The 18644-nt window shown below is 67.5% G+C and carries 16 protein-coding genes; 8 read left to right on the top strand and 8 right to left on the bottom strand.

The genetic code is table 11. The features are described 5' to 3' along the window. Window positions 1-27: 27 nt before the first annotated feature. The 5 genes from AC1DNF_RS32030 to AC1DNF_RS32010 all read right to left on the bottom strand — a co-directional run bounded on the left by AC1DNF_RS32030 (window position 28) and on the right by AC1DNF_RS32010 (window position 9435). A complete protein-coding gene (locus tag AC1DNF_RS32030) occupies window positions 28-3576 on the bottom strand; it encodes a patatin-like phospholipase family protein (protein WP_478152694.1) in 3549 nt (1182 codons plus the stop codon). 138 nt (window positions 3577-3714) lie between these two features. After that, complete coding sequence (locus AC1DNF_RS32025) at window positions 3715-3894, bottom strand: hypothetical protein (protein WP_478152693.1); 180 nt, start codon at window positions 3892-3894, stop codon at window positions 3715-3717. Between the two features lie 33 nt (window positions 3895-3927). Continuing rightward, entirely contained in the window at window positions 3928-6321 is a 2394-nt protein-coding gene (parC, locus tag AC1DNF_RS32020; protein WP_478152692.1) for a DNA topoisomerase IV subunit A, read from the bottom strand. A gap of 39 nt (window positions 6322-6360) precedes the next feature. Next, complete coding sequence (locus tag AC1DNF_RS32015) at window positions 6361-7251, bottom strand: lytic transglycosylase domain-containing protein (protein ID WP_478152691.1); 891 nt, start codon at window positions 7249-7251, stop codon at window positions 6361-6363. A gap of 162 nt (window positions 7252-7413) precedes the next feature. After that, window positions 7414-9435 (bottom strand): DNA topoisomerase IV subunit B, encoded by a 2022-nt coding sequence (locus AC1DNF_RS32010; protein WP_478152690.1) that lies wholly within the window; start codon window positions 9433-9435, stop codon window positions 7414-7416. Between the two features lie 104 nt (window positions 9436-9539). On the opposite strand from AC1DNF_RS32010, the gene AC1DNF_RS32005 reads away from it, so the two are divergent. From AC1DNF_RS32005 to AC1DNF_RS31975, 7 genes are all read left to right on the top strand, one after another. Further along, complete coding sequence (locus AC1DNF_RS32005; RefSeq protein ID WP_478152689.1) at window positions 9540-10574, top strand: IS110 family RNA-guided transposase; 1035 nt, start codon at window positions 9540-9542, stop codon at window positions 10572-10574. 409 nt (window positions 10575-10983) lie between these two features. After that, window positions 10984-12207: an MFS transporter gene (locus AC1DNF_RS32000; protein ID WP_478152688.1), complete on the top strand. Its 1224-nt coding sequence runs from the start codon at window positions 10984-10986 to the stop codon at window positions 12205-12207. A 3-nt stretch (window positions 12208-12210) separates the two neighbouring features. Further along, window positions 12211-12351: a hypothetical protein gene (locus AC1DNF_RS31995; protein WP_478152687.1), complete on the top strand. Its 141-nt coding sequence runs from the start codon at window positions 12211-12213 to the stop codon at window positions 12349-12351. Beyond that, window positions 12348-12908 (top strand): class I SAM-dependent methyltransferase, encoded by a 561-nt coding sequence (locus AC1DNF_RS31990; RefSeq protein ID WP_478152686.1) that lies wholly within the window; start codon window positions 12348-12350, stop codon window positions 12906-12908. The genes AC1DNF_RS31995 and AC1DNF_RS31990 overlap by 4 nt, the downstream gene beginning before the upstream one ends. A gap of 103 nt (window positions 12909-13011) precedes the next feature. After that, window positions 13012-13938, top strand: a complete 927-nt coding sequence (gene dapA, locus AC1DNF_RS31985) for a 4-hydroxy-tetrahydrodipicolinate synthase (RefSeq protein WP_478152685.1) — start codon at window positions 13012-13014, stop codon at window positions 13936-13938. 140 nt (window positions 13939-14078) lie between these two features. Further along, entirely contained in the window at window positions 14079-15146 is a 1068-nt protein-coding gene (bamC, locus tag AC1DNF_RS31980; protein ID WP_478152705.1) for an outer membrane protein assembly factor BamC, read from the top strand. A 4-nt stretch (window positions 15147-15150) separates the two neighbouring features. Then, on the top strand, window positions 15151-15927 hold the full coding sequence (locus tag AC1DNF_RS31975) for an MBL fold metallo-hydrolase (protein WP_478152684.1): 777 nt from the start codon (window positions 15151-15153) through the stop codon (window positions 15925-15927). A gap of 53 nt (window positions 15928-15980) precedes the next feature. On the opposite strand, the gene AC1DNF_RS31970 is transcribed toward AC1DNF_RS31975, so the two are convergent. From AC1DNF_RS31970 to AC1DNF_RS31960, 3 genes are all read right to left on the bottom strand, one after another. Continuing rightward, entirely contained in the window at window positions 15981-16229 is a 249-nt protein-coding gene (locus AC1DNF_RS31970) for a hypothetical protein (protein ID WP_478152683.1), read from the bottom strand. 87 nt (window positions 16230-16316) lie between these two features. Then, a complete protein-coding gene (locus AC1DNF_RS31965) occupies window positions 16317-16814 on the bottom strand; it encodes a hypothetical protein (RefSeq protein WP_478152682.1) in 498 nt (165 codons plus the stop codon). Further along, window positions 16804-17943 carry a JmjC domain-containing protein gene (locus AC1DNF_RS31960; RefSeq protein ID WP_478152681.1) on the bottom strand — a complete coding sequence of 380 codons (1140 nt, stop codon included), beginning with the start codon at window positions 17941-17943 and terminating at the stop codon, window positions 16804-16806. The genes AC1DNF_RS31965 and AC1DNF_RS31960 overlap by 11 nt, the downstream gene beginning before the upstream one ends. A 14-nt stretch (window positions 17944-17957) precedes the next feature. Here AC1DNF_RS31960 and AC1DNF_RS31955 point away from each other — a divergent pair, with 14 nt between their 5' ends. Next, window positions 17958-18482: an FKBP-type peptidyl-prolyl cis-trans isomerase gene (locus tag AC1DNF_RS31955; RefSeq protein WP_478152680.1), complete on the top strand. Its 525-nt coding sequence runs from the start codon at window positions 17958-17960 to the stop codon at window positions 18480-18482. The last annotated feature ends 162 nt before the right edge of the window (window positions 18483-18644 follow it).

The raw sequence follows: 18644 nt of genomic DNA, 5'->3' as shown, positions 1-18644 counted from the left end.
CTCCTTGTGGGGTGGCCCAGCGTCTTTTCAGCTCGCGGACGATTCCCGGGTCCGCGGGAGCCAGACCTCGATCACGCCGGGCGTGGACCGGATCGAACGGGGCAGCATCTTGATGACCCAGGGTTGGCCGGTTGGCGAAGCGACCGTCTGGATCAGGGCTTGCGCACAGGCGCGCTCGGATTCGTCGCGAATGATCACGCTCGGATCGGCATGGCCCGCGGGCGGCGCGCGGCCCTCCTTGCGGGAGGTGCTGAGCACGTCCTCGACCGGTGGCACGGAGGCGCCCAGCTCGCGCCAGGTGCCGCGCCAGGCGCGCGCAGCGTCTCGCAACGCCGGCCCGTAGATCTGGATGTAGACGACCGAGTCCTTGCACACGCCGGCCGGTGGCGCGGTCGGCGGCTGCGGACTCGGGGCTGGAGCCGATCCGGTGGCACCGGGTGTCGGCGTCGGATAGGACGGGCCCGCCGCCTGCGGGAGCGGCGGAGCGGCCGCGATCTGTACCTCGGGCGGCCCCATGACAAGGTCCCTGAGCTTCACCACCAATGGCCACGGTCGCGGCAAGGTGCCGCTGCAGTTCTCCTTGGAGCCCGTCTGGCCGGTGTAGTCGCGAGCCCAGTAGCGCGGCGCGCAGGGCGGCGCCTGCGTGGGCTGCAGGCAGTCGATGCCATTGCCCGGATCGAGCAGCCGCGTGCAGGCCGGCGCGCGCTGTTCAGGGGCTTCGCCGGCACAGGCCCGCTTGGCATCGTCGACGATGCTCACCGACAGGCGGAACCTCGCCATGAAGTTGTCGCCCCCCTCGCGACACAGCAGATCCCCGGTGCGCAGCAGCTCGGCCGCCAGCAGGGCCGGCGCCTCGCCCGGCTGCGCGCCGGCGCGCAGCCGGGCCCAGCGCTCGGTGAGTTCCTTGAAGGAGCTGTTCTCTGACTGTTCCGTCTGGGCGCGCTGGGCACGCCAGCTGTCGATGCCCTGCCAGGCCGCGACGCCGAAGGTGGCGGCGGTGCCGATACCGACGGAGGCCGTCACCGCGCCGGCCTTGATGACGCGCGCCTGCAGCCGGCTCATCGAGCCCACCGCGGCCGCGGCGGCGCTGTCCTTCTTGCCGGCATCGCCGCCGGGGGAGGCCTGCGCCTGCGCGGCAACCAGTGGCTGGCCGTCATCGGGGACGAACATGCCGACCGCACCCAGCGCGACGTGATCGAGCATCTCCTCCTCGAGCCGGTCGCCGATCTCGGCGCCGAGGCGGAAGTAGCTTTCCCACTGCGCTTCGTCGAAGAACTGATCGGTTGTCGGCTGCTGCGGGAAGAGCGGGTTGGCGGCCTTGAAGTTCACGAGGTCGACGGGCAGAGCGGCCGAGACATTGGGCTTGACCAGCACGATCTGCCCCGTGGCACCGCTTTCATACCGCACCTGGGCCAGCGCGAGACAGGCCTGGCTGTCCGCCGAGGCGAGGTCGTTGAGCGAGCCGAAGGCGCCCAGGTGGGTCCACTCGGCGCCGGGCCGCGGCTTCATGAAGGTGATTTCAGCGCCCAGGTCGATACGCGCCCGGCGGATCAGTATCTCGAGGTCGCAGAAGCGGTAGTCGGGATCGGCGCCGCAATCGGCAATCACGATCAGCGAGGCCTGCTGCCGCAGCAGCGCATAGGCACCGGTGTTCTCGAAATGGCCGCCGTCGCTCAGGTACCAGTTGGCCGAGCTGCTGCCCGGAAAGGCGCCGAAGCACTCGAGCAGCATGAAGCGCGTCTTCATCAGCAGCGGACTGCTGTGCACCACCGCGCCGCGCTGCGCGATGCCCGCCTCGGCGCTGTTCCACCAGTAGCCCAGCCGCAGCCCGGCGAACACCGACAGCGCCGAGATGCCGCGCTTGGTGAGTCGGCCCAATCCCGGCGCGAAGGCAGCGCCCGAGATGGCCGTCCACGCACCGAGCGTGAGCGCGCCCTCGCCGTGCGCCTGCGCCCAGTCGGCGCCGCCCGCCTGCATCAGCCCCAGCGGCCCGACGGTGAGCGGCTCGCTCTTGCGGTCGCGGTTGAACAGGCGCTGCTTGGTGTCGTGCGTCTGGTTGATGCAGACGTTGGCCAGGTGCACCGGCCCACCATGCAGGTGCGGCGCGTAGTGAAGCTGGGAAATGTCGTCGTGCGCATCGACTTCGCCGACCGGCACCTGCGGCGGCTCGAGCCCCGAGACCTCGTCGGTCGGGCTGGCGCCCAGCCGCCTGGCATTGGCGGCGCCGAGGTAGCCCCGCACGATGCGCGCCTTGTAGAACATGTGCAACGACGAGACATTGAGGAAGGCGAAGTTGCGGCCTGTCACCAGCGCGTAGCTGCCGACGATCACGGCGATGGTGCCGAGCCACACCCAGCCGCGCGAGAAATCCAGTCCCTCGGGGGTGAACACCGGCAGCATCACGGCCGAATACACGACGCCCACCCACCAGGCAGCAAGACAGAAGGCCAGCACCAGCCCCAGCAGGCTCGCGAGCGTGAGCATCAAGCCCTTGGCGATGCCGGGCGCCTGGTTCTTGTGGGACAGCAGCATGGGCAGCACGCCCCGCAGCGCGGCCGCCACCACCAGCAACACGGCGCCATAGGAGGCGCGCACTTGCTGGCCTTCGGCAGCCAGCCACCACGCGCTGCGGTCGAGCACGCCGAGACCCACGATCAGCAGCGCGGTGTTCATGACCGAGGCGAGCCTGTCGGTCAGCTCGTTGCGCATCTCGGCCGCGCTGCGCTTGCGGCCGCGCCACAGCACCCACAGCAGCGCCGCCACCCAGCAGAGCGCAAAGCCCACGAAAGCGGGCGCCAGCCAGAAGGCGCCGTCGTAGTGCGCGACCAGCTCGGGGCCGATCCAGCAGGCGCCGGCGCCGAGCGCACACCACATCGCCACCTGCAGCAGCATGGCGGAGTTGGACGCCCGGTCGCGCACCGACCAGTAGGCGCAGGCCAGCACCAGCGACGCGATGAAGGGTCCGACCAGGGTGAACCACAGCGTGGGCCATTGCGTGGCCCACTGCACCAGCAGGCGCAGCGATTTCACGCTGGCGAGGTCGGTCACGCCGATCATCCCCTCCGCCGGCGCGCTGTTGAGATCCACCGCCCGGAAGACCGCGTCCCACAGCAGCAGGTTGGTGGCGGCGAGCACCATGCCGATCAGGCTCGCGGCGATGGCGAGTTCGACGTGCGTGCCCAGCAGGTTGCGCAGATAGAGCGCGGTCGCGAACAGCGTGTCGCGCATCCCGCCCGGAATCAGATAGCGGCCGTTGCCGCGCAGCCACCAGCCGAATCGCGCGCGGTCGACATCGGCGAATGCGCGCTCGATATCGCGCACTTCATCGGGCGACTTGGCGTTGGTGCACAGCCGCCCGAGCGTGGCGCCGACGTAGCCGCCGCCCGAGACCGTGGACACCAGATCGAACTTGAGCAGTTGCCGATGCGCCGCCAGGGCCTTGAGCAGACCGAGACAGAAGGTGGCGCTGCGAATGCCGCCTCCCGAGAGCGCAAGGCCCCAGGGCCGTCCGCCATCGTCGACGCCATTGAGCGCCACGCGACGCTTGTTCACCAGCTTGCGGATGGCGTCGTCCATGCAGCTCCTCATCGTTCGGCGTGGAATATTTCACGCCTGAGGGCCCGCATCAATGGCTCAAACGGCCTATCCGCATTGGTCATGCGGCTGGGCGGCGCCCCGGGGGCGCCGCCCAGCCGAGCTGAAGGCAGGCCGCCCTCAGCGCCTGTCTTGCCGCTGGCGGGCCCGGCGCACCTGGCGGCTCTGTCTTGCTTCGGCAAGCTCGCGCTCGCGCTGGGCCTTCTTCTCGCGACGCTGGCGCGACAGCCAGCGGGCGAACGCGAAGCTGCCGATCGCGCTGACCACGGCGACGAAAACGCCGATGACTCCGACTTCCATGCAAGTTCCTGTGGGTTGCGGCTGCGGCGGGGCCTACTGAACGCGCACGACGCTCGTCGGCTTGAAGCCGAGATCGGCCGCCTTGCCCTTGCGCGCGCGGGCACCGCGCGCATTGTTGAGTGTGCGGATCTCCAGCGTCTCCTCGCGCTCCTTGCCGCCGCGGCCGATGCCTTCGATCTTCACGCTGCGCGTGTAGGCCGCCGCACCCGCCAGGGTGTCCTTGGCATCCAGATCGATCAGCGTGAGCCCGCGTCCGCCCTTCGGGAGCACCTTGAGTTCGCCGATCTCGAAGGTCAGGATGCGCCCGCCCGTCGAGGCACAAGCCACGTGCGTCGCCACCGGCATCGGCTCGGCGCCGCCTGCGCCGCCGACCAGCGAAGGCCGGCAAAGCTGCTCGCCCTCGCCGACGTCGATGAAGGCCTTGCCGCCGCGCTGGCGCGACACCATGTTCTCCACCGCCGCGATGAAGCCGTAGCCCCCCGTGTTCGCCAGCAGCAGGTTGGCGCCCAGCGGGCCCGCGAAGTAGTGGGCGACTTGCGTGCCGCTGTCCAGGTCGATCAGCGTGGTGACCGGCTGGCCGTCGCCGCGTCCGCCCGGCAGCGAGGCCACCGGCACGCTGTAGACGCGCACACCCTTGTCCTTGGCAGTGCCGAAGACCAGCAGCGTGTCGACCGTGCGGCACTCGAAGGCACCGTACAGGGCATCGCCCGACTTGAAGCTGTACTCGGGCGCCGGCGCACCCGCGGCGCGCTCGCTGGCCCAACCCTTCTGCGTGCGGACCCAGCCCTTCTGCGACACGATCACGGTCACCGGCTCGTCGATCACGCGCACCTCGGCGACGGCGCGCTTTTCCGCCTGGATCAGCGTGCGGCGCGGGTCCTCGAAGCTCTTGGCATCGGCTTCGATCTCCTTGACCAGCAGCCGGCGCAGCGCAGCCGGGCTGGCAAGGATGTCCTCGAGCTTCTTCTGTTCCTCGCGCAGGCCCTTGAGCTCCTGCTCGATCTTGATGGCCTCCAGCCGCGCCAGCTGGCGCAGGCGGATCTCAAGAATGTCCTCGGCCTGGCGCTCGCTCAGGTTGAAGCGGGCGATCAGCGCCGCCTTCGGGTCGTCCGCCGCGCGGATGATGGCGATCACCTCGTCGATGTTGAGCAGCACCAGCTGCCGGCCTTCGAGGATGTGGATGCGGTCCTGCACCTTGCCGAGGCGGTGGCGCGAACGGCGCTCGACCGTGATCTCGCGGAAGGCGATCCACTCGTTGAGCATCTGGCGCAAGGACTTCTGCGTCGGCTTGCCGTCGATGCCCACCATCGTGAGGTTGATCGGCGACGAGGCTTCCAGCGAGGTCTGCGACAGCAGCGTCGTGATGAGTTCGTCCTGGCTGATGCGCGAGGTCTTGGGCTCGAACACCAGGCGCACGGCGGCGTCCTTGCTGGACTCGTCGCGCACCACGTCGAGCACCGACAGCAGCACGGCCTTGAGCTGCGTCTGCTCGGCCGACAGCGCCTTCTTGCCGGCGCGGATCTTCGGATTGGTGAGTTCCTCGATCTCCTCCAGCACACGCTGCGTGCTGACGCCCGGCGGCAGCTCGTTGACCACCAGCTGCCACTGGCCGCGCGCCAGCTCCTCGATCTTCCAGCGCGCGCGCACCTTGAGGGAGCCGCGGCCGGTGCGGTAGGCATCGGCGATGTCGGCGGCGCTGCTGATGATCTGCGCGCCGCCCGGGTAGTCGGGACCGGGCACGAGCGTGAGGAGCTCCTCTTCGCTCAGCTTGCCGTTCGACTTGATGAGCGCCACACAGGCGTCGGCGATCTCGCGCAGGTTGTGGCTCGGGATCTCGGTCGCCAGGCCGACGGCGATGCCGCTCGCGCCGTTGAGCAGCGTGAAGGGCAGCCGCGCCGGCAGCAGGCGCGGCTCCTCGGTCGAACCGTCGTAGTTGGGAATGAAGTCGACCGTGCCTTCGTCGATCTCGTCGAGCAGCAGGCTGGTGATGCGCGCAAGCCGCGCCTCGGTATAGCGCATGGCCGCGGCGCCGTCGCCGTCGCGGCTGCCGAAGTTGCCCTGGCCGTCGACCAGCGGATAGCGCTGCGAGAAATCCTGTGCCATGCGCACCAGCGCGTCGTAGGCGGCCTGGTCGCTGTGCGGATGGAAGCGGCCGAGCACGTCGCCGACCACGCGTGCGCTCTTGACCGGCTTGGCGCCGACGGTGCCGTTGGCGCCACCGAAGCCGAGGCCCATGCGCGACATCGAATACAGGATGCGCCGCTGCACCGGCTTCTGGCCATCGCTGATGTCGGGCAGCGCGCGGCCCTTGACCACACTCAGCGCGTATTCGAGGTAGGCGGTCTGTGCGTAGTCGGCGAGCGTGAGTGCGCCGTCGTTGTCTTCATCGCCGGGGCTCTGGAGGTCGAGCGGGGGTTGGGAGTCCATGGAAGAAAGAGAAGAGAAAGAGAATGAATCGAGCGCGCGTCAGCGCAGCCGAGAGTCGATGCGCAAGGATGGCGCGGCCGGTTGCGCCTCTGGGGCGGCCTCCGGCATGGAGGGCATGCCGCGCGATTCCGACGGCAGGTTGCCCCGGCCGATCGCGCCGCCCCGGGGCGGGGGCAGCTCCATCCGGATGCGACCCGGCACCTTGCCGCCAGCACCGGCCGAGGGCTTGAGATAGGCGTAGAGCTGCAGCACCGTCTTGACGTAGTCCTGCGTCTCACGGTAGTTGGGAATCCTGTTGCCCGCGCGCTGCACCGCGCCCTCGCCCGCGTTGTAGGCCGCGAGCGCCAGTTCGAGTTCGCCCGGGAACATCGCGATCAGGTCGCGCAGGTAGCGTGCGCCGGTGGCGATGTTGATGCGCGGGTCGAAGAGCTTCGTCTCGATCGACGAGCGCTTGTCGGCCGCGATGCCGTAGCGTTGCGCTGTCGCCGGCATCAGCTGCATGAGGCCGAGCGCCCCCTTGGGCGAGACGGCCTGGGCATCGAACCCGGACTCCGTCGCGATCAGCGCCTGGAGCAGTTCGTAATCGATCGAGTGCTTCTGGGATGCATCGCGCAGCGCGGCCTTGGCCGTCTTGTAGCTGGGCGAGGCGTCGAACAGCGCGAGCAGCGTCTGCGAAGCCGGCCGGACCTTGCCGCCGGCCCCAGCGATGCTGCGCGCGCCGCGGCCCAGCGGCGAAATGCCGTTCGCGGTGTCGAAGCTCTGGTCGCCGCGAAAGAAGAGCTGGTAGCGCTCGTCGAGCTTCTCCGGGGCGAAGTGCGCCACGCCCCGCTCGTCGATGTAGCCGAAGATGTCCGCGGCATGGGCGAACTGCTGCGAGACCAGCAGCGGCAAGGCCAGCAACAACGAGCGGAGATGAAGTGAAAGCTTCACGAAGATCAGTGCAACGACGAGTCGCGAACGGTCGAAGAATCGAGGCGCTCATTCTCCTCTCCCTTGCGTGGAGGGCGCCGCGCCCGGCCGCCCGAAGCGGCCGGCCCGCCCCCGGCAGGGGGCAGGCGCACCGACACGAAGTGCGAGAAGCCTGGGGGCGAGCTAGACATCTATTTCGACGGAGTCGAAGCGCAACTCCATCAACTCGCGCCTGGCGGCCGCCTCGCCCTTGCCCATGAGCTTGGTGATCTCGTCCTGGGTGCCCGAGACATCGAAACGCCCCAGCCGCACCTGCAGCAGGCGGCGGGTATCGGGATTGAGCGTGGTTTCCCACAACTGCTCCGCGCTCATCTCGCCCAGCCCCTTGAAGCGGCTGATGCTCCATGCGCCTTCGCGAACGCCATCCTTGCGCAGCTTGTCGAGGATTGCCGTGAGCTCGCCCTCGTCCAGCGCGTAGACCTTCGACGCCGGCTTCTTGCCGCGCGCCGGCGCATCGACGCGGAAGAGCGGCGGCTTGGCGACGTACACATGCCCGGTTTCGATCAGCTTCGGAAAATGCCGGAAGAAGAGCGTCAGCAGCAGCACCTGGATGTGCGAGCCATCCACGTCGGCATCGCTCAGGATGCAGATCTTGCCGTAGCGCAGGCCGGTGAGATCCGGCGTATCGTCCGGCCCGTGCGGATCGACGCCGACGGCGACCGAGATGTCATGGATTTCGGTGTTGGCGAAGAGGCGGTCGCGCTCCACTTCCCAGGTGTTGAGCACCTTGCCGCGCAGGGGAAGGATGGCCTGGCTTTCCTTGTCGCGACCCATCTTCGCGCTGCCGCCGGCCGAGTCGCCCTCGACCAGGAACACCTCGTTGTGCGCGATGTCCTTGCTCTCGCAATCGGTCAGCTTGCCGGGCAGCACGGCCACGCCGGAACCCTTGCGCTTCTCGACCTTCTGGCCGGCCTTCTGGCGCGTCTGCGCCGCCTTGATGGCCAGCTCGGCCAGCTTGCGGCCGTAGTCGACGTGCTGGTTCAGCCACAGCTCCAGCGCCGGCCGCACGAAGCTGGACACGAGCCGCACGGCATCGCGCGAATTGAGCCGCTCCTTGATCTGGCCCTGGAACTGCGGGTCGAGCACCTTGGCCGAGAGAACGTACGAGGCGCGCGCGAACACGTCCTCGGGCAGCAATTTCACGCCCTTGGGGAGCAATGAATGCAGTTCGATGAAGCTCTTGACGGCATTGAAGAGCCCGTCGCGCAGGCCGCTTTCATGCGTGCCGCCGGCGCTGGTGGGAATCAGGTTGACGTAGCTCTCGCGCACCGGCTGGCCGTCCTCGGTGAAGGCCACGCACCAGTCGGCGCCCTCGCCCTCGGCGAAGTTGTCGGCGTTGCGGTCGGCATGGCCGGCGCCTTCGAATAGCGGAATCACCGGCTCGCCGTTGAGGGTCTGCATGAGGTAGTCGCGCAGGCCGCCCTTGTAGAGCCAGGTCTGGGTTTCCCTGGTCTTCTCGACGACGAGCGTCACCGTGACGCCCGGCATCAGCACCGCCTTGCTGCGCAGCAGATGGGTGAGATCGTTGATCGGCAGCACCGGGGACTCGAAGTACTTGGCGTCCGGCCAGGCACGCACCGTGGTGCCCTGCTTGCGATCGCGCGGGCCGTCGCCGTTGGTGGCGCCCGCGCCTTCCTGCGGCCGGACCCGGAGCTGCTCGATCACATCGCCGGCCGAGAAGGCCAACTGGGCCACCGCGCCTTCACGGTAGGAAATGACTTCGAGCCGCTTCGACAGCGCGTTGGTCACGGAAACGCCGACGCCATGGAGCCCGCCCGAGAAGCTGTAGGCGCCGCCCGAGCCCTTGTCGAACTTGCCGCCGGCATGCAGCCGGGTGAAGACCAGTTCGACCACGGGCGCCTTTTCTTCCGGGTGCAGGCCGAAGGGAATGCCGCGGCCGTCGTCCTCCACGCTGACCGAACCGTCGGCATGGAGCGTGACCTTGATCTTCTTGCCGTAGCCCGCGAGCGCTTCGTCGGCGGCGTTGTCCAGCACTTCCTGGATGATGTGCAGGGGGTTGTCGGTGCGCGTGTACATGCCCGGCCGCTGCTTGACGGGCTCCAGGCCCTTGAGGACGCGGATGGAGCCTTCGGAATACGCGGGAGGAGCGGAAGGAGCGGGAGATGTCTTGGGAGGAGTCGCCATGGGGGCGGATTGTATGCAATGGGATGGACGCCCCCACCCGTAACGGCATCAACGTGCCAAAGTGGAAGTGTCACCAACCACTTGAACCGAGAGGGGCGTCCACCATGAAGATTACGACTGTTGGCATCGACTTGGCAAAGACCGTCTTCCAAGTTCACTGTAGCGACGAGCGCGGCAAGGCTGTGTTGAAAAGGCAGCTGCGGCGCGACCAGATGGCCACGTTCTTCGTCAATCTGCCGCCGTGCCTGATCGGCATGGAGGCCTGCGGCGGTGCGCACCACTGGGCACGCAAGCTTCAGAGCATGGGTCACACCGTGCGGCTGATGGCGCCGCAGTTCGTCAAGCCCTACGTCAAGACCAACAAAAACGATGCAGCCGACGCCGAGGCGATCTGCGAGGCGGTCGGACGACCGAACATGCGATTCGTCCCGGTGAAAAACGTCGAACAGCAGTCGGTCCTCGCGCTGCACCGGGTCCGGCAGGGGTTTGTACGGGCGCGCACAGCGCAAGCCAATCAGATTCGTGGGCTGCTCGGCGAGTTCGGTCTGATCATTCCGCAGGGTATAGGCTACATCGCCACGCGCGTCCCCGAGTTGATCGAAGACGGTGCCAATGAGCTACCCGGTGCGTTTCGCCTGCTTGTTCAACGCCTGCTCGACCACCTCAAGGAACTGGATCACCAGGTCGAGGAACTCGAAGCGAAGATCCAGGCTTGGCATCGCGGCAACGAGGTCAGTCGGAAGCTGGCCCAAATCCCGGGCATCGGTCCCATCACTGCAAGCGCGCTGGTCGCTTCGATCGGTGACGCGAAGAACTTCGACAGTGGTCGCCAGGTTGCAGCATGGCTCGGCCTGGTTCCCAGACAGCATTCCTCAGGTGGCAAAGCCAACCTGCTGGGCATGAGCAAGCGAGGCGACACCTACCTACGAACGCTGCTGATACACGGTGCACGCTCTGTGATCTATCGCGTCAGCCAGAGGGCTGATGCCTGTAGCTGGATTGCCGCCGTGGTGACCCGGCGCAACAAGAACGTGGCGGCGGTGGCGTTGGCGAACAAGAACGCTCGGATCGTCTGGGCTCTTCTCGCGCACGACCGCTGCTTCGACGCCGGATACGTGCGCCAAGGGGTGGCGGCATAGGCCGGAAATCCAAACGACAACAACAGCTCCAGGGAAGAACGAACCACCGGTTGCTCAGGCAATCATGAAGTGATGGCAAGACAGGTCAGACCGTGGTTGGCAAAGCCCGCGCCGGACGAGGCACCCAGAGTGCGTGTATGCGATCGAGGCGTCAACCAGCTCATCCCATCAGGGACCGCAGCCAAAAGCTGCAATCAAAGTCCGAATGTACGGGTGCAATCTTTACCTTCGAGCCGCACGAATTGAGAACCTGGCATAGGGGGCGTCCATGTACGTCCGATCGGCGAAAGGCTGTATGAACATACAGACGTGCCCATGCGATGCCGGCATCAGCGCCGACGAAAAATATCAACAGTGTCCCCGCACCCCCGGCGCACGGAATCCCTGGCTTTTTCGCTACATTCCCCGGATGAATTCAACAACACCGACGACAAGACCGCTCTCCCTCCAGCAGGTCCTGCTCTGCGGCGCCATGGTGGTCACGCTCTCGATGGGCATCCGCCACGGTTTCGGGCTCTGGCTGCAGCCGATCACCCAGGAGCAGGGCTGGTCGCGCCAGACCTTCTCCTTTGCCATCGCGATCCAGAACCTCTCCTGGGGCGTGATGGGCGTGTTCGCCGGTATGCTGGCCGACAGGCTGGGCGCCTTCCGGGTGCTGCTGATCGGCGCCGCGCTCTATGCGCTGGGCCTGGCCGGCATGGCGCTGTCGCCGACCCCGCTGCTGTTCGCGCTCACGGCGGGGGTGCTGATCGGAGCCGCGCAGGCCGGCACCACCTACGCCGTCATCTACGGCGTGATCGGCCGGCAACTTCCGCCGGAACGCCGCTCCTGGGCGATGGGCGTGGCGGCGGCGGCCGGCTCCTTCGGGCAGTTCCTCATGGTGCCGATCGAAGGCCTCCTGATCGGGCACCTTGGATGGCACAGCGCGCTGCTCGTGCTGGCGATGCTGGTGCTCGTGATCGTGCCGCTGGCCTTCGGCCTGCGCGAGCCGCAGCGCGGCGCCGCGCACGCCCACAGGGACCAGACCATCGCACAAGCCGTGGCCGAGGCTTTCAAGTACCCCAGCTTCGGCCTGCTGATGGCGGGCTATTTCGTCTGCGGCTTCCAGGTGGTCTTCATCGGCGTGCACATGCCCAGCTACCTGCGCGACAAGGGCCTCTCGCCGGAAGTGGCCAGTTATGCGCTGGCGTTGATCGGCCTGTTCAACGTGTTCGGCACGTATATCGCGGGCTCGCTGGGCCAGCGTCTGGCCAAGCGCAAGATCCTGGCGGGCATCTATTTCGGCCGCGCCATCGCGATCGCCCTCTTCCTGCTGGTGCCGATCTCGCCGCTTTCGACCTACGTGTTCGCGGCCGTCATCGGCTTCCTGTGGCTGTCCACGGTGCCGGCGACGAATGCACTGGTGGCGCAGATCTTCGGCGTGGCCCACCTGTCGATGCTCAGCGGCTTCGTGTTCCTGGGGCACCAGGTGGGCTCCTTCCTGGGCGTCTGGCTGGGCGGCTTCCTGTATGACCGCACCGGCAGCTACGACATCGTCTGGTACATCGCGATCGCGCTGGGCGTGTTCGCGGCGCTGATCAACCTGCCGGTCAAGGAAAGCGCGATCGCGCGGCCGGTCGGCCAACCGGCCTGAGCGATGCGCGTCCATACCCGACATGCACTTGTCCAGGCCGGCTGGTTCGCGGCGGCGGCACTGGCGCTGGCGGGCGCTTTCGCGCTCTACACGCGTGCGGCCTTCCTCGTGACGCTGGTGGACCAGATCTGGGCCTGCTTTTGAGCGCGCACGCACATTCGTCGCTGACACCCTCGCCGTGGATCGTGCGCTGGTCGCATCTGCTCGCGCCCGGCGCCACGGTGCTGGACGTGGCCTGCGGGTCGGGCCGGCACATGCGCTGGTTCGCCGGGCGCGGCTGTTCCGTGACGGGGGTGGACCGCTCACCGGAAGCTGTCGAGGCGGCTCGGGCTTTCGGAGAGAGCGTGCTGGCCGACATCGAAGAGGGTCCATGGCCCTTCGCCGGACGGGCCTTCGGGGCTGTTGTCGTCACCAACTACCTCTGGCGCCCCCGGCTGGCCGACATCGTGGCTGCCGTGGCGCCAGGCGGCGTGCTGCTGTACGAGACCTTCGCCGCGGGCAACGAGACCGTAGGCAAGCCCGCCCGTGCCGACTTTCTGCTGCAGCCCGGTGAATTGCTCCAAGCCTGCGCCGGCCTGCGGGTGGTGGCCTATGAGGATGGATTCCTCGCGCAGCCCGAACGCTTCGTCCAGCGCATCGCCGCCGTCAGGCCCCTCCCGTCGATGCCGCAGCCGCCGCGCCATCGGCTCGACCCCGACTGACGCCTCCCGGAAGCCGCCGGCTGACGGAAGGATGCCGGGCCTTCACCATCGCTCGGGAGGGTCGCGAAGTGCGCGAAGGGGCCGGTCGGAGGGCCCCGTTAGAATGCCTGCTTTTGGTCTACCCATAAAGAGATCCCCCTTGGAGCAACTGACAGGCAGCATCGTGGCGCTCGTCACGCCGATGCTTGATGACGGCAGTGTCGACTACCCTGCCCTGCGCCGGCTGATCGACTGGCACATCGACGAAGGCACGGACTGTCTCGGCGTGGTCGGCACCACCGGCGAATCGCCGACGGTCGACGTCGAGGAGCACTGCGAAATCATCCGCGTCGCGGTCGAGCAGGCGCGAGGACGCGTCCCGGTCATGGCCGGCTGCGGCGCCAATTCCACCAAGGAAGCCATCGAACTCGCCAAGTTCGCCAAGGGCGTGGGCGCCGACTGCCAGCTCCAGGTGGTGCCTTACTACAACAAGCCCACGCAGGAAGGCCAGTACCTGCACTTCAAGGCGATCGCGGAAGCCGTGGGCGACCTGCCTACCGTGCTCTACAACGTGCCCGGCCGCACCGTCGCCGATATGGCGCACGACACGGTGCTGCGCCTCGCCCAGGTGCCCGGCATCATCGGCATCAAGGAAGCCACCGGCAACATCGAGCGGGCCCAGTGGCTGATCCGCGACCTGCCGAAGACCTTCGCCGTCTATTCCGGCGACGACCCGACGGCGGTCGCGCTGATGCTGTGCGGCGGCCAGGGCAATATCAGCGTCACGGCCAACGTCGCGCCGCGCAAGATGCACGAGCTTTGCGTGGCGGCGATCGCCGGCGACACGCGGCGCGCGATGCAGATCCAGTTCGAGCTGATGCCCCTGCATCGCCAACTCTTCGTCGAGCCGAATCCGATTCCGGTCAAGTGGGCCATGGCGCGCCTGGGCCTGTGCGGCGGCACGATGCGCCTGCCGCTCACCGAACTCTCGCAAGCCAGCCGCCCCGTGGTCGAGTCGGCGCTGCGCGCCAGCGGGCTGCTCAAGGACTGATCCCTCTTTACGGCGCCATGCGGGGGTGCCGGCAACCTTTTGCGCGCGCCATGCTCTGACACACCGAGCGCAGCACCCCATTGACTGCGCCAAACGTTCCAACAAGGAAGACGACGTTGAAAACCATTTCGCGATTCGCAATGCTGGCCCTGGTCGCCAGCCTCGCCGCATGCTCGGCCTTCGAGGGCGACAAGATCGACTACAAGAGCGCCGGCAAGGCACCCACGCTGGAGGTGCCACCCGACCTGACCCAGCTGTCGCGCGAGAACCGCTATGCCGTCCCCGGCGGTGCCGTGAGCGCCAATGCATACCAGACAGGCATCAACAACGCGCCCGGCGCCCCCACGGCCGTGAGCGCCGTGGGCGACGTGCGCATGGAGCGCGACGGCACGCAGCGCTGGCTGGTCATCAAGCGGCCCGCCGACCAGCTCTGGGAGCCGGTGCGCGACTTCTGGCAGGAGAACGGCTTCCTGCTGACCACCGACCAGCGCAATCTCGGCATCATGGAAACCGACTGGGCCGAGAACCGGGCCAAGCTGCCGCAGGACATCATCCGCAGCACCGTGGGCAAGCTGCTCGACTCGGTCTATTCGACCGGCGAACTCGATCGCTTCCGCACACGGCTGGAGCGCAACCCCGATGGTGGCACCGACATCTTCATCAGCCATCGCGGCATGCAGGAGATCTACACCACCAAGCAGCAGGACCAGACCACCTGGCAGCCACGCCCCTCCGACCCGGAGCTCGAGACTGAATTCCTGCGCCGCCTGATGGTGAAGCTGGGCGTCTCGCAAGAGCAGTCGAAGATCATCGCGGCCTCGACCACGGCGGCGACCAAGACCGCCACCATCGCCAACGTGGGCGGCCAGCCGATACTGAACATCAACGAGGACTTCGACCGCGCATGGCGCCGCGTGGGCCTCGCGCTGGACCGCACCGGCTTCACGGTGGAAGACCGCGATCGCAGCGCCGGCACCTACTTCGTGCGCTACGTGACGCCCAATCCGGACAAGAAGGAGCCCGGCTTCTTCGGCAAGCTGTTCGACCGTTTCGGCTCCGGCAAGCCCGAAGCGCCGCTCAAGTTCCGCATCCTGGTCAAGGGCTCAGGCAACGCAAGCACGGTCTCCGTGCTGAGCGAAGCCGGTGCGCCGGAGACCTCCGCCAACGCGCAGCGCATCGTTCAGGTCATCGCCGACGACTTGAAGTAGACCCATGCTGCGCTTCCGCAGTCTTGGCAGCGGCAGCACCGGCAACGCCACGCTGGTCGAAGCGACCAGCGGCGGCCGCACATCGAGGCTGCTGATCGACTGCGGCTTCGCGCTGCGGCATCTCGACGCGCGGCTGGCGCGCGCGGGCCTTGTGGCCGGCGACATCGATGCCATCTTCGTCACCCACGAGCACGGCGACCACATCGGTTGCGCGCACGCCCTGTCGCGTCGCGATCGCATCCAGGTGTGGATGAGCGAAGGCACCTGGCTGGCCGCCGGTGCGCGCGATTTCGAAGGACGGCTCCACCTCGCGCGCGACGGCGCCGACATCACGGTCGGCGAGCTCGTCGTGCAACCCTTCACCGTGCCACATGATGCGCGCGAACCGCTGCAGTTGCGCTGCACGGACGGCGCGCGCAGCCTGGGCGTACTGACGGACATCGGGCATGCCACACCGCATGTGCTCGGCCGGCTCATGGGACTCGATGCGTTGCTCCTCGAGTTCAATCACGACAGCGACATGCTGGCCGGATCGTCCTACCCGCCCTTCCTGAAGATGCGCGTGGGTGGCAACTATGGCCATCTCTCGAATACCGCGGCCGCGGACATCGCACGCGCGGTGCACCACGATGGCCTGCGCCATGTGCTGGCCGCGCACCTGAGCGAGCAGAACAACAGGCCCGACATCGTGCGGCGGATGATGGCCGACGCACTCGGCGCCAGCGAACATGAAATGCTCACCGCCACCGCGGCGGACGGCTCGCCCTGGCTCGATCTCTGACCGGATGAAAAAAGGCCGCCTCCAAGGGCGGCCTTGCTTCGAAGGCCGTACGACTATTGCTTCGTCTCATCCTTCTTCTTTGCCGCGTCGGTCGCGGCATTCGCCGCATCCAGCGCGGAGGACGCATTGGGAGAAGGCGCGGGTGCCGCAGCGGAAGTATCCGGGGTCGCGGGCGCCGCGGGCGGCGTCACCGCGGCGGGCGGTGGCGTGACGACGGCCGGAGCAGGCTCCTCTTTCTTGCCGCAAGCGGTCAATGCGGCGGCAGCGAGGATCAATGAGGCGAGCAGGACGGACTTTTGCATGGCATGGCTCCTAAGGGTTCTCAAAGAGAAAATTCTAGGTGCCCGCCTCCGTCGAATCGCGTATCGAAACGTGAGCGCGGCATTGGCTTACAAGCCCAGTGTCGATGCCGGAAAGCCCGGCCGCGCATGACGCATGCATTCGTCGATGCGCTCTCGCAATGCGCGCCGGTCTTCGGGCGCGCGGCCGCAGACGCCGCGCGCATGCTCGACGTCGATGCGGTTCATGAACCACGACGGTGTCCAGATGGCGCTCGGCACCTGCGGCAGCCCCGGACCCTTGCGAGCCCGGCAATCGATGATGTGGCTCCACATCCTGCGCCAGTGCACGAAGCGCGCATGTTCGCGATCGAAGACGTCGAAGCGCTGCGCCAGCATCACGAAGCTTCGACCCGCCGCGGACCACGCCTGCAGCGCATCGACCACCTCGCGCTCGCCCAGCGGCCAGTCGCCGAAATCGGGATCGCACAGAACGATCTCGCGCCAGTTCTGCTGAGCCGCGGCCGCAAAGGCAAGGTGCAAGTGGCCCACGAAGGCCTGCCGGCCGTCGAATGCACCTTCCGGCAGTTCGGCCTGTTCACTCGGCATGCAGCCACCCCGCTTCGCACCAATCGCTCAGGAGCGCGAGCGCATCGTCGCTCGCGCCGGCCAGATCGCGCGGCCCGAGCACGCGCTCGTCCGCCAGGCGCCGCATGAGCCGCGCATCGCGGCCGGAGGCGCGAAAACTCTCGCCGTTGATGTAGAGATGCCGCTCGTCGTAGAGCATGCGCGTACGGCGGTCGAGCATGACGCCGCTCCATGCGGAAGGCAGCTCGCCCTGCTCGAACCAGACGCTGGCCTTGGGCTCGGTCATCGATTCGCCCAGCGCGCGGTCGACGACATCGACATCGCGCAGGGCGGCCTTGACCGCCTCGCGTGCGAAAGCCTGCAGCCCCGGCGGCATCGCGGCCGGGGTTTGCGCAGCGGATTGGTCCGGATCGCGGTAGTGCACCGCGGCGCGCGCCGTCGCGTCCTCCAGCGCCTCGGCCTGTGCTTCGGCGATGCGCACCAGCAGGTCCGCGCCCAACGGCGCGGCGGCTGGCGAGCGCAGCCCGATCGAGTAAGTCATGCAGTCGTCGCCCACGGCCACGCCATCGTGCGCATAGCGCGGCGGCAGGTACAGCATGTCGCCGGCTTCGAGCACGAAGCTCTGCTCGGGCTCGAAATGCGCAAGGATCTTGAGCGGCACATCGGGCTGCAGGCGCAGATCGCGCTGCTTGCCGATCGACCAGCGCCGCCGCCCCTGCGCCTGCAGCAGGAAGACGTCGTAGCTGTCGAAATGCGGGCCGACGCCGCCGGTGTCGCTGGCATAGCTGATCATGAGGTCGTCGAGCCGCGCGTCCGGCACGAAGCGGAACTGCCGCAGCAGATCATGCGCACCCTGGTGATGAAGGTCGACGCCTTGCACCAGCAGCGTCCAGCCCGGCTCCTTGAGCGAAGGCAGGGCCCGGCGCGGCAGCGGACCGTGCCGCAGCGTCCAGCCCTTCCGGCCGCGGCGGATCAGCCGCGATTCGACGTCCTCACGCTCGGCCAGGGCAAGAAGGGCCCGGCGGTCGATCGGTGGCACCATGTCGGGTACGGCCTGTCGGACCAGCAGCGGTTTCTTCTGCCAGTGACGCCGCATGAACTGCTGAGCGCTCAAGCCGCCGAGCATGGGCAAGGGTTGATTTATCTCCATGGGAGAATTCTGCAATGGAAATCTCTGAACAATGTGTGGTCGGCCTGACCTGGACACTGAAAGACACGCTCGGCGAAGTGCTCGACGTGTTGGACGAACCGGTCGAATTTCTGGTCGGCGGCGACGATCTCTTCGATGCGATCGAGGCGGCCCTGATGGGCCATGAGCCGGGCGCGCGGGTGCAGCTGCAGCTCGAACCCGAGCAGGCTTTCGGCGACTTCAACGACCAGTTGCTTTTCCTGGAGCTGCGCGCGCTCTTCCCTGAGGGCACCGAAGAAGGCATGACCTTCGACGGCGCGGCCCTGCCGCCGGGCGTGAATCCCGACATGCCCAAGGATGTGCTCTACGCCGTAAGCGAGGTCTACCCCGAGCACCTGGTGCTCGATGGAAACCACCCGCTCGCCGGTATCGCCATCCGGCTCGACATGACCGTGAAGTCGGTGCGGGAAGCCACCGAGGAAGAAATCGGCAAGGGCACGGCGGGCACCGGCTTCTTCAAGGTGCCCTCGATGGCGCCGGGCAACGGCCTGCTGCACTGACCCCGCAGCCGCCGATCGGGATAGGGGGCAGTCTTCCTAGACTGCGCCCCTCCCACACCACCCGGCATGCGGGTCCGCACCGGGCGGTTCGAGAGTTTTAGGTCATGAGAGTCTGGGTAGTCCCATACGGTCAAACCAGGCGATGTTCAGCACGCTGTTGAG

The organism is Variovorax sp. 01T432 (assembly GCF_056398605.1).
Note: the sequence above shows the minus strand (reverse complement) of the source record. Positions and strands in the feature narration are given on the sequence as shown.

Coding starts and splice junctions, on each gene's coding strand:
- AC1DNF_RS31960 (WP_478152681.1), bottom strand. CDS start 17,943: ATGGAGATAAATCAACCCTTGCCCATGCTCGGCGGCTTGAGCGCTCAG.
- AC1DNF_RS32030 (WP_478152694.1), bottom strand. CDS start 3,576: ATGGACGACGCCATCCGCAAGCTGGTGAACAAGCGTCGCGTGGCGCTC.
- parC (WP_478152692.1), bottom strand. CDS start 6,321: ATGGACTCCCAACCCCCGCTCGACCTCCAGAGCCCCGGCGATGAAGAC.
- dapA (WP_478152685.1), top strand. CDS start 13,012: ATGCCTGCTTTTGGTCTACCCATAAAGAGATCCCCCTTGGAGCAACTG.
- bamC (WP_478152705.1), top strand. CDS start 14,079: ATGCTGGCCCTGGTCGCCAGCCTCGCCGCATGCTCGGCCTTCGAGGGC.
- AC1DNF_RS32010 (WP_478152690.1), bottom strand. CDS start 9,435: ATGGCGACTCCTCCCAAGACATCTCCCGCTCCTTCCGCTCCTCCCGCG.
- AC1DNF_RS32000 (WP_478152688.1), top strand. CDS start 10,984: ATGAATTCAACAACACCGACGACAAGACCGCTCTCCCTCCAGCAGGTC.
- AC1DNF_RS31995 (WP_478152687.1), top strand. CDS start 12,211: ATGCGCGTCCATACCCGACATGCACTTGTCCAGGCCGGCTGGTTCGCG.
- AC1DNF_RS32025 (WP_478152693.1), bottom strand. CDS start 3,894: ATGGAAGTCGGAGTCATCGGCGTTTTCGTCGCCGTGGTCAGCGCGATC.
- AC1DNF_RS31975 (WP_478152684.1), top strand. CDS start 15,151: ATGCTGCGCTTCCGCAGTCTTGGCAGCGGCAGCACCGGCAACGCCACG.
- AC1DNF_RS31955 (WP_478152680.1), top strand. CDS start 17,958: ATGGAAATCTCTGAACAATGTGTGGTCGGCCTGACCTGGACACTGAAA.
- AC1DNF_RS31965 (WP_478152682.1), bottom strand. CDS start 16,814: ATGCCGAGTGAACAGGCCGAACTGCCGGAAGGTGCATTCGACGGCCGG.
- AC1DNF_RS31970 (WP_478152683.1), bottom strand. CDS start 16,229: ATGCAAAAGTCCGTCCTGCTCGCCTCATTGATCCTCGCTGCCGCCGCA.
- AC1DNF_RS32005 (WP_478152689.1), top strand. CDS start 9,540: ATGAAGATTACGACTGTTGGCATCGACTTGGCAAAGACCGTCTTCCAA.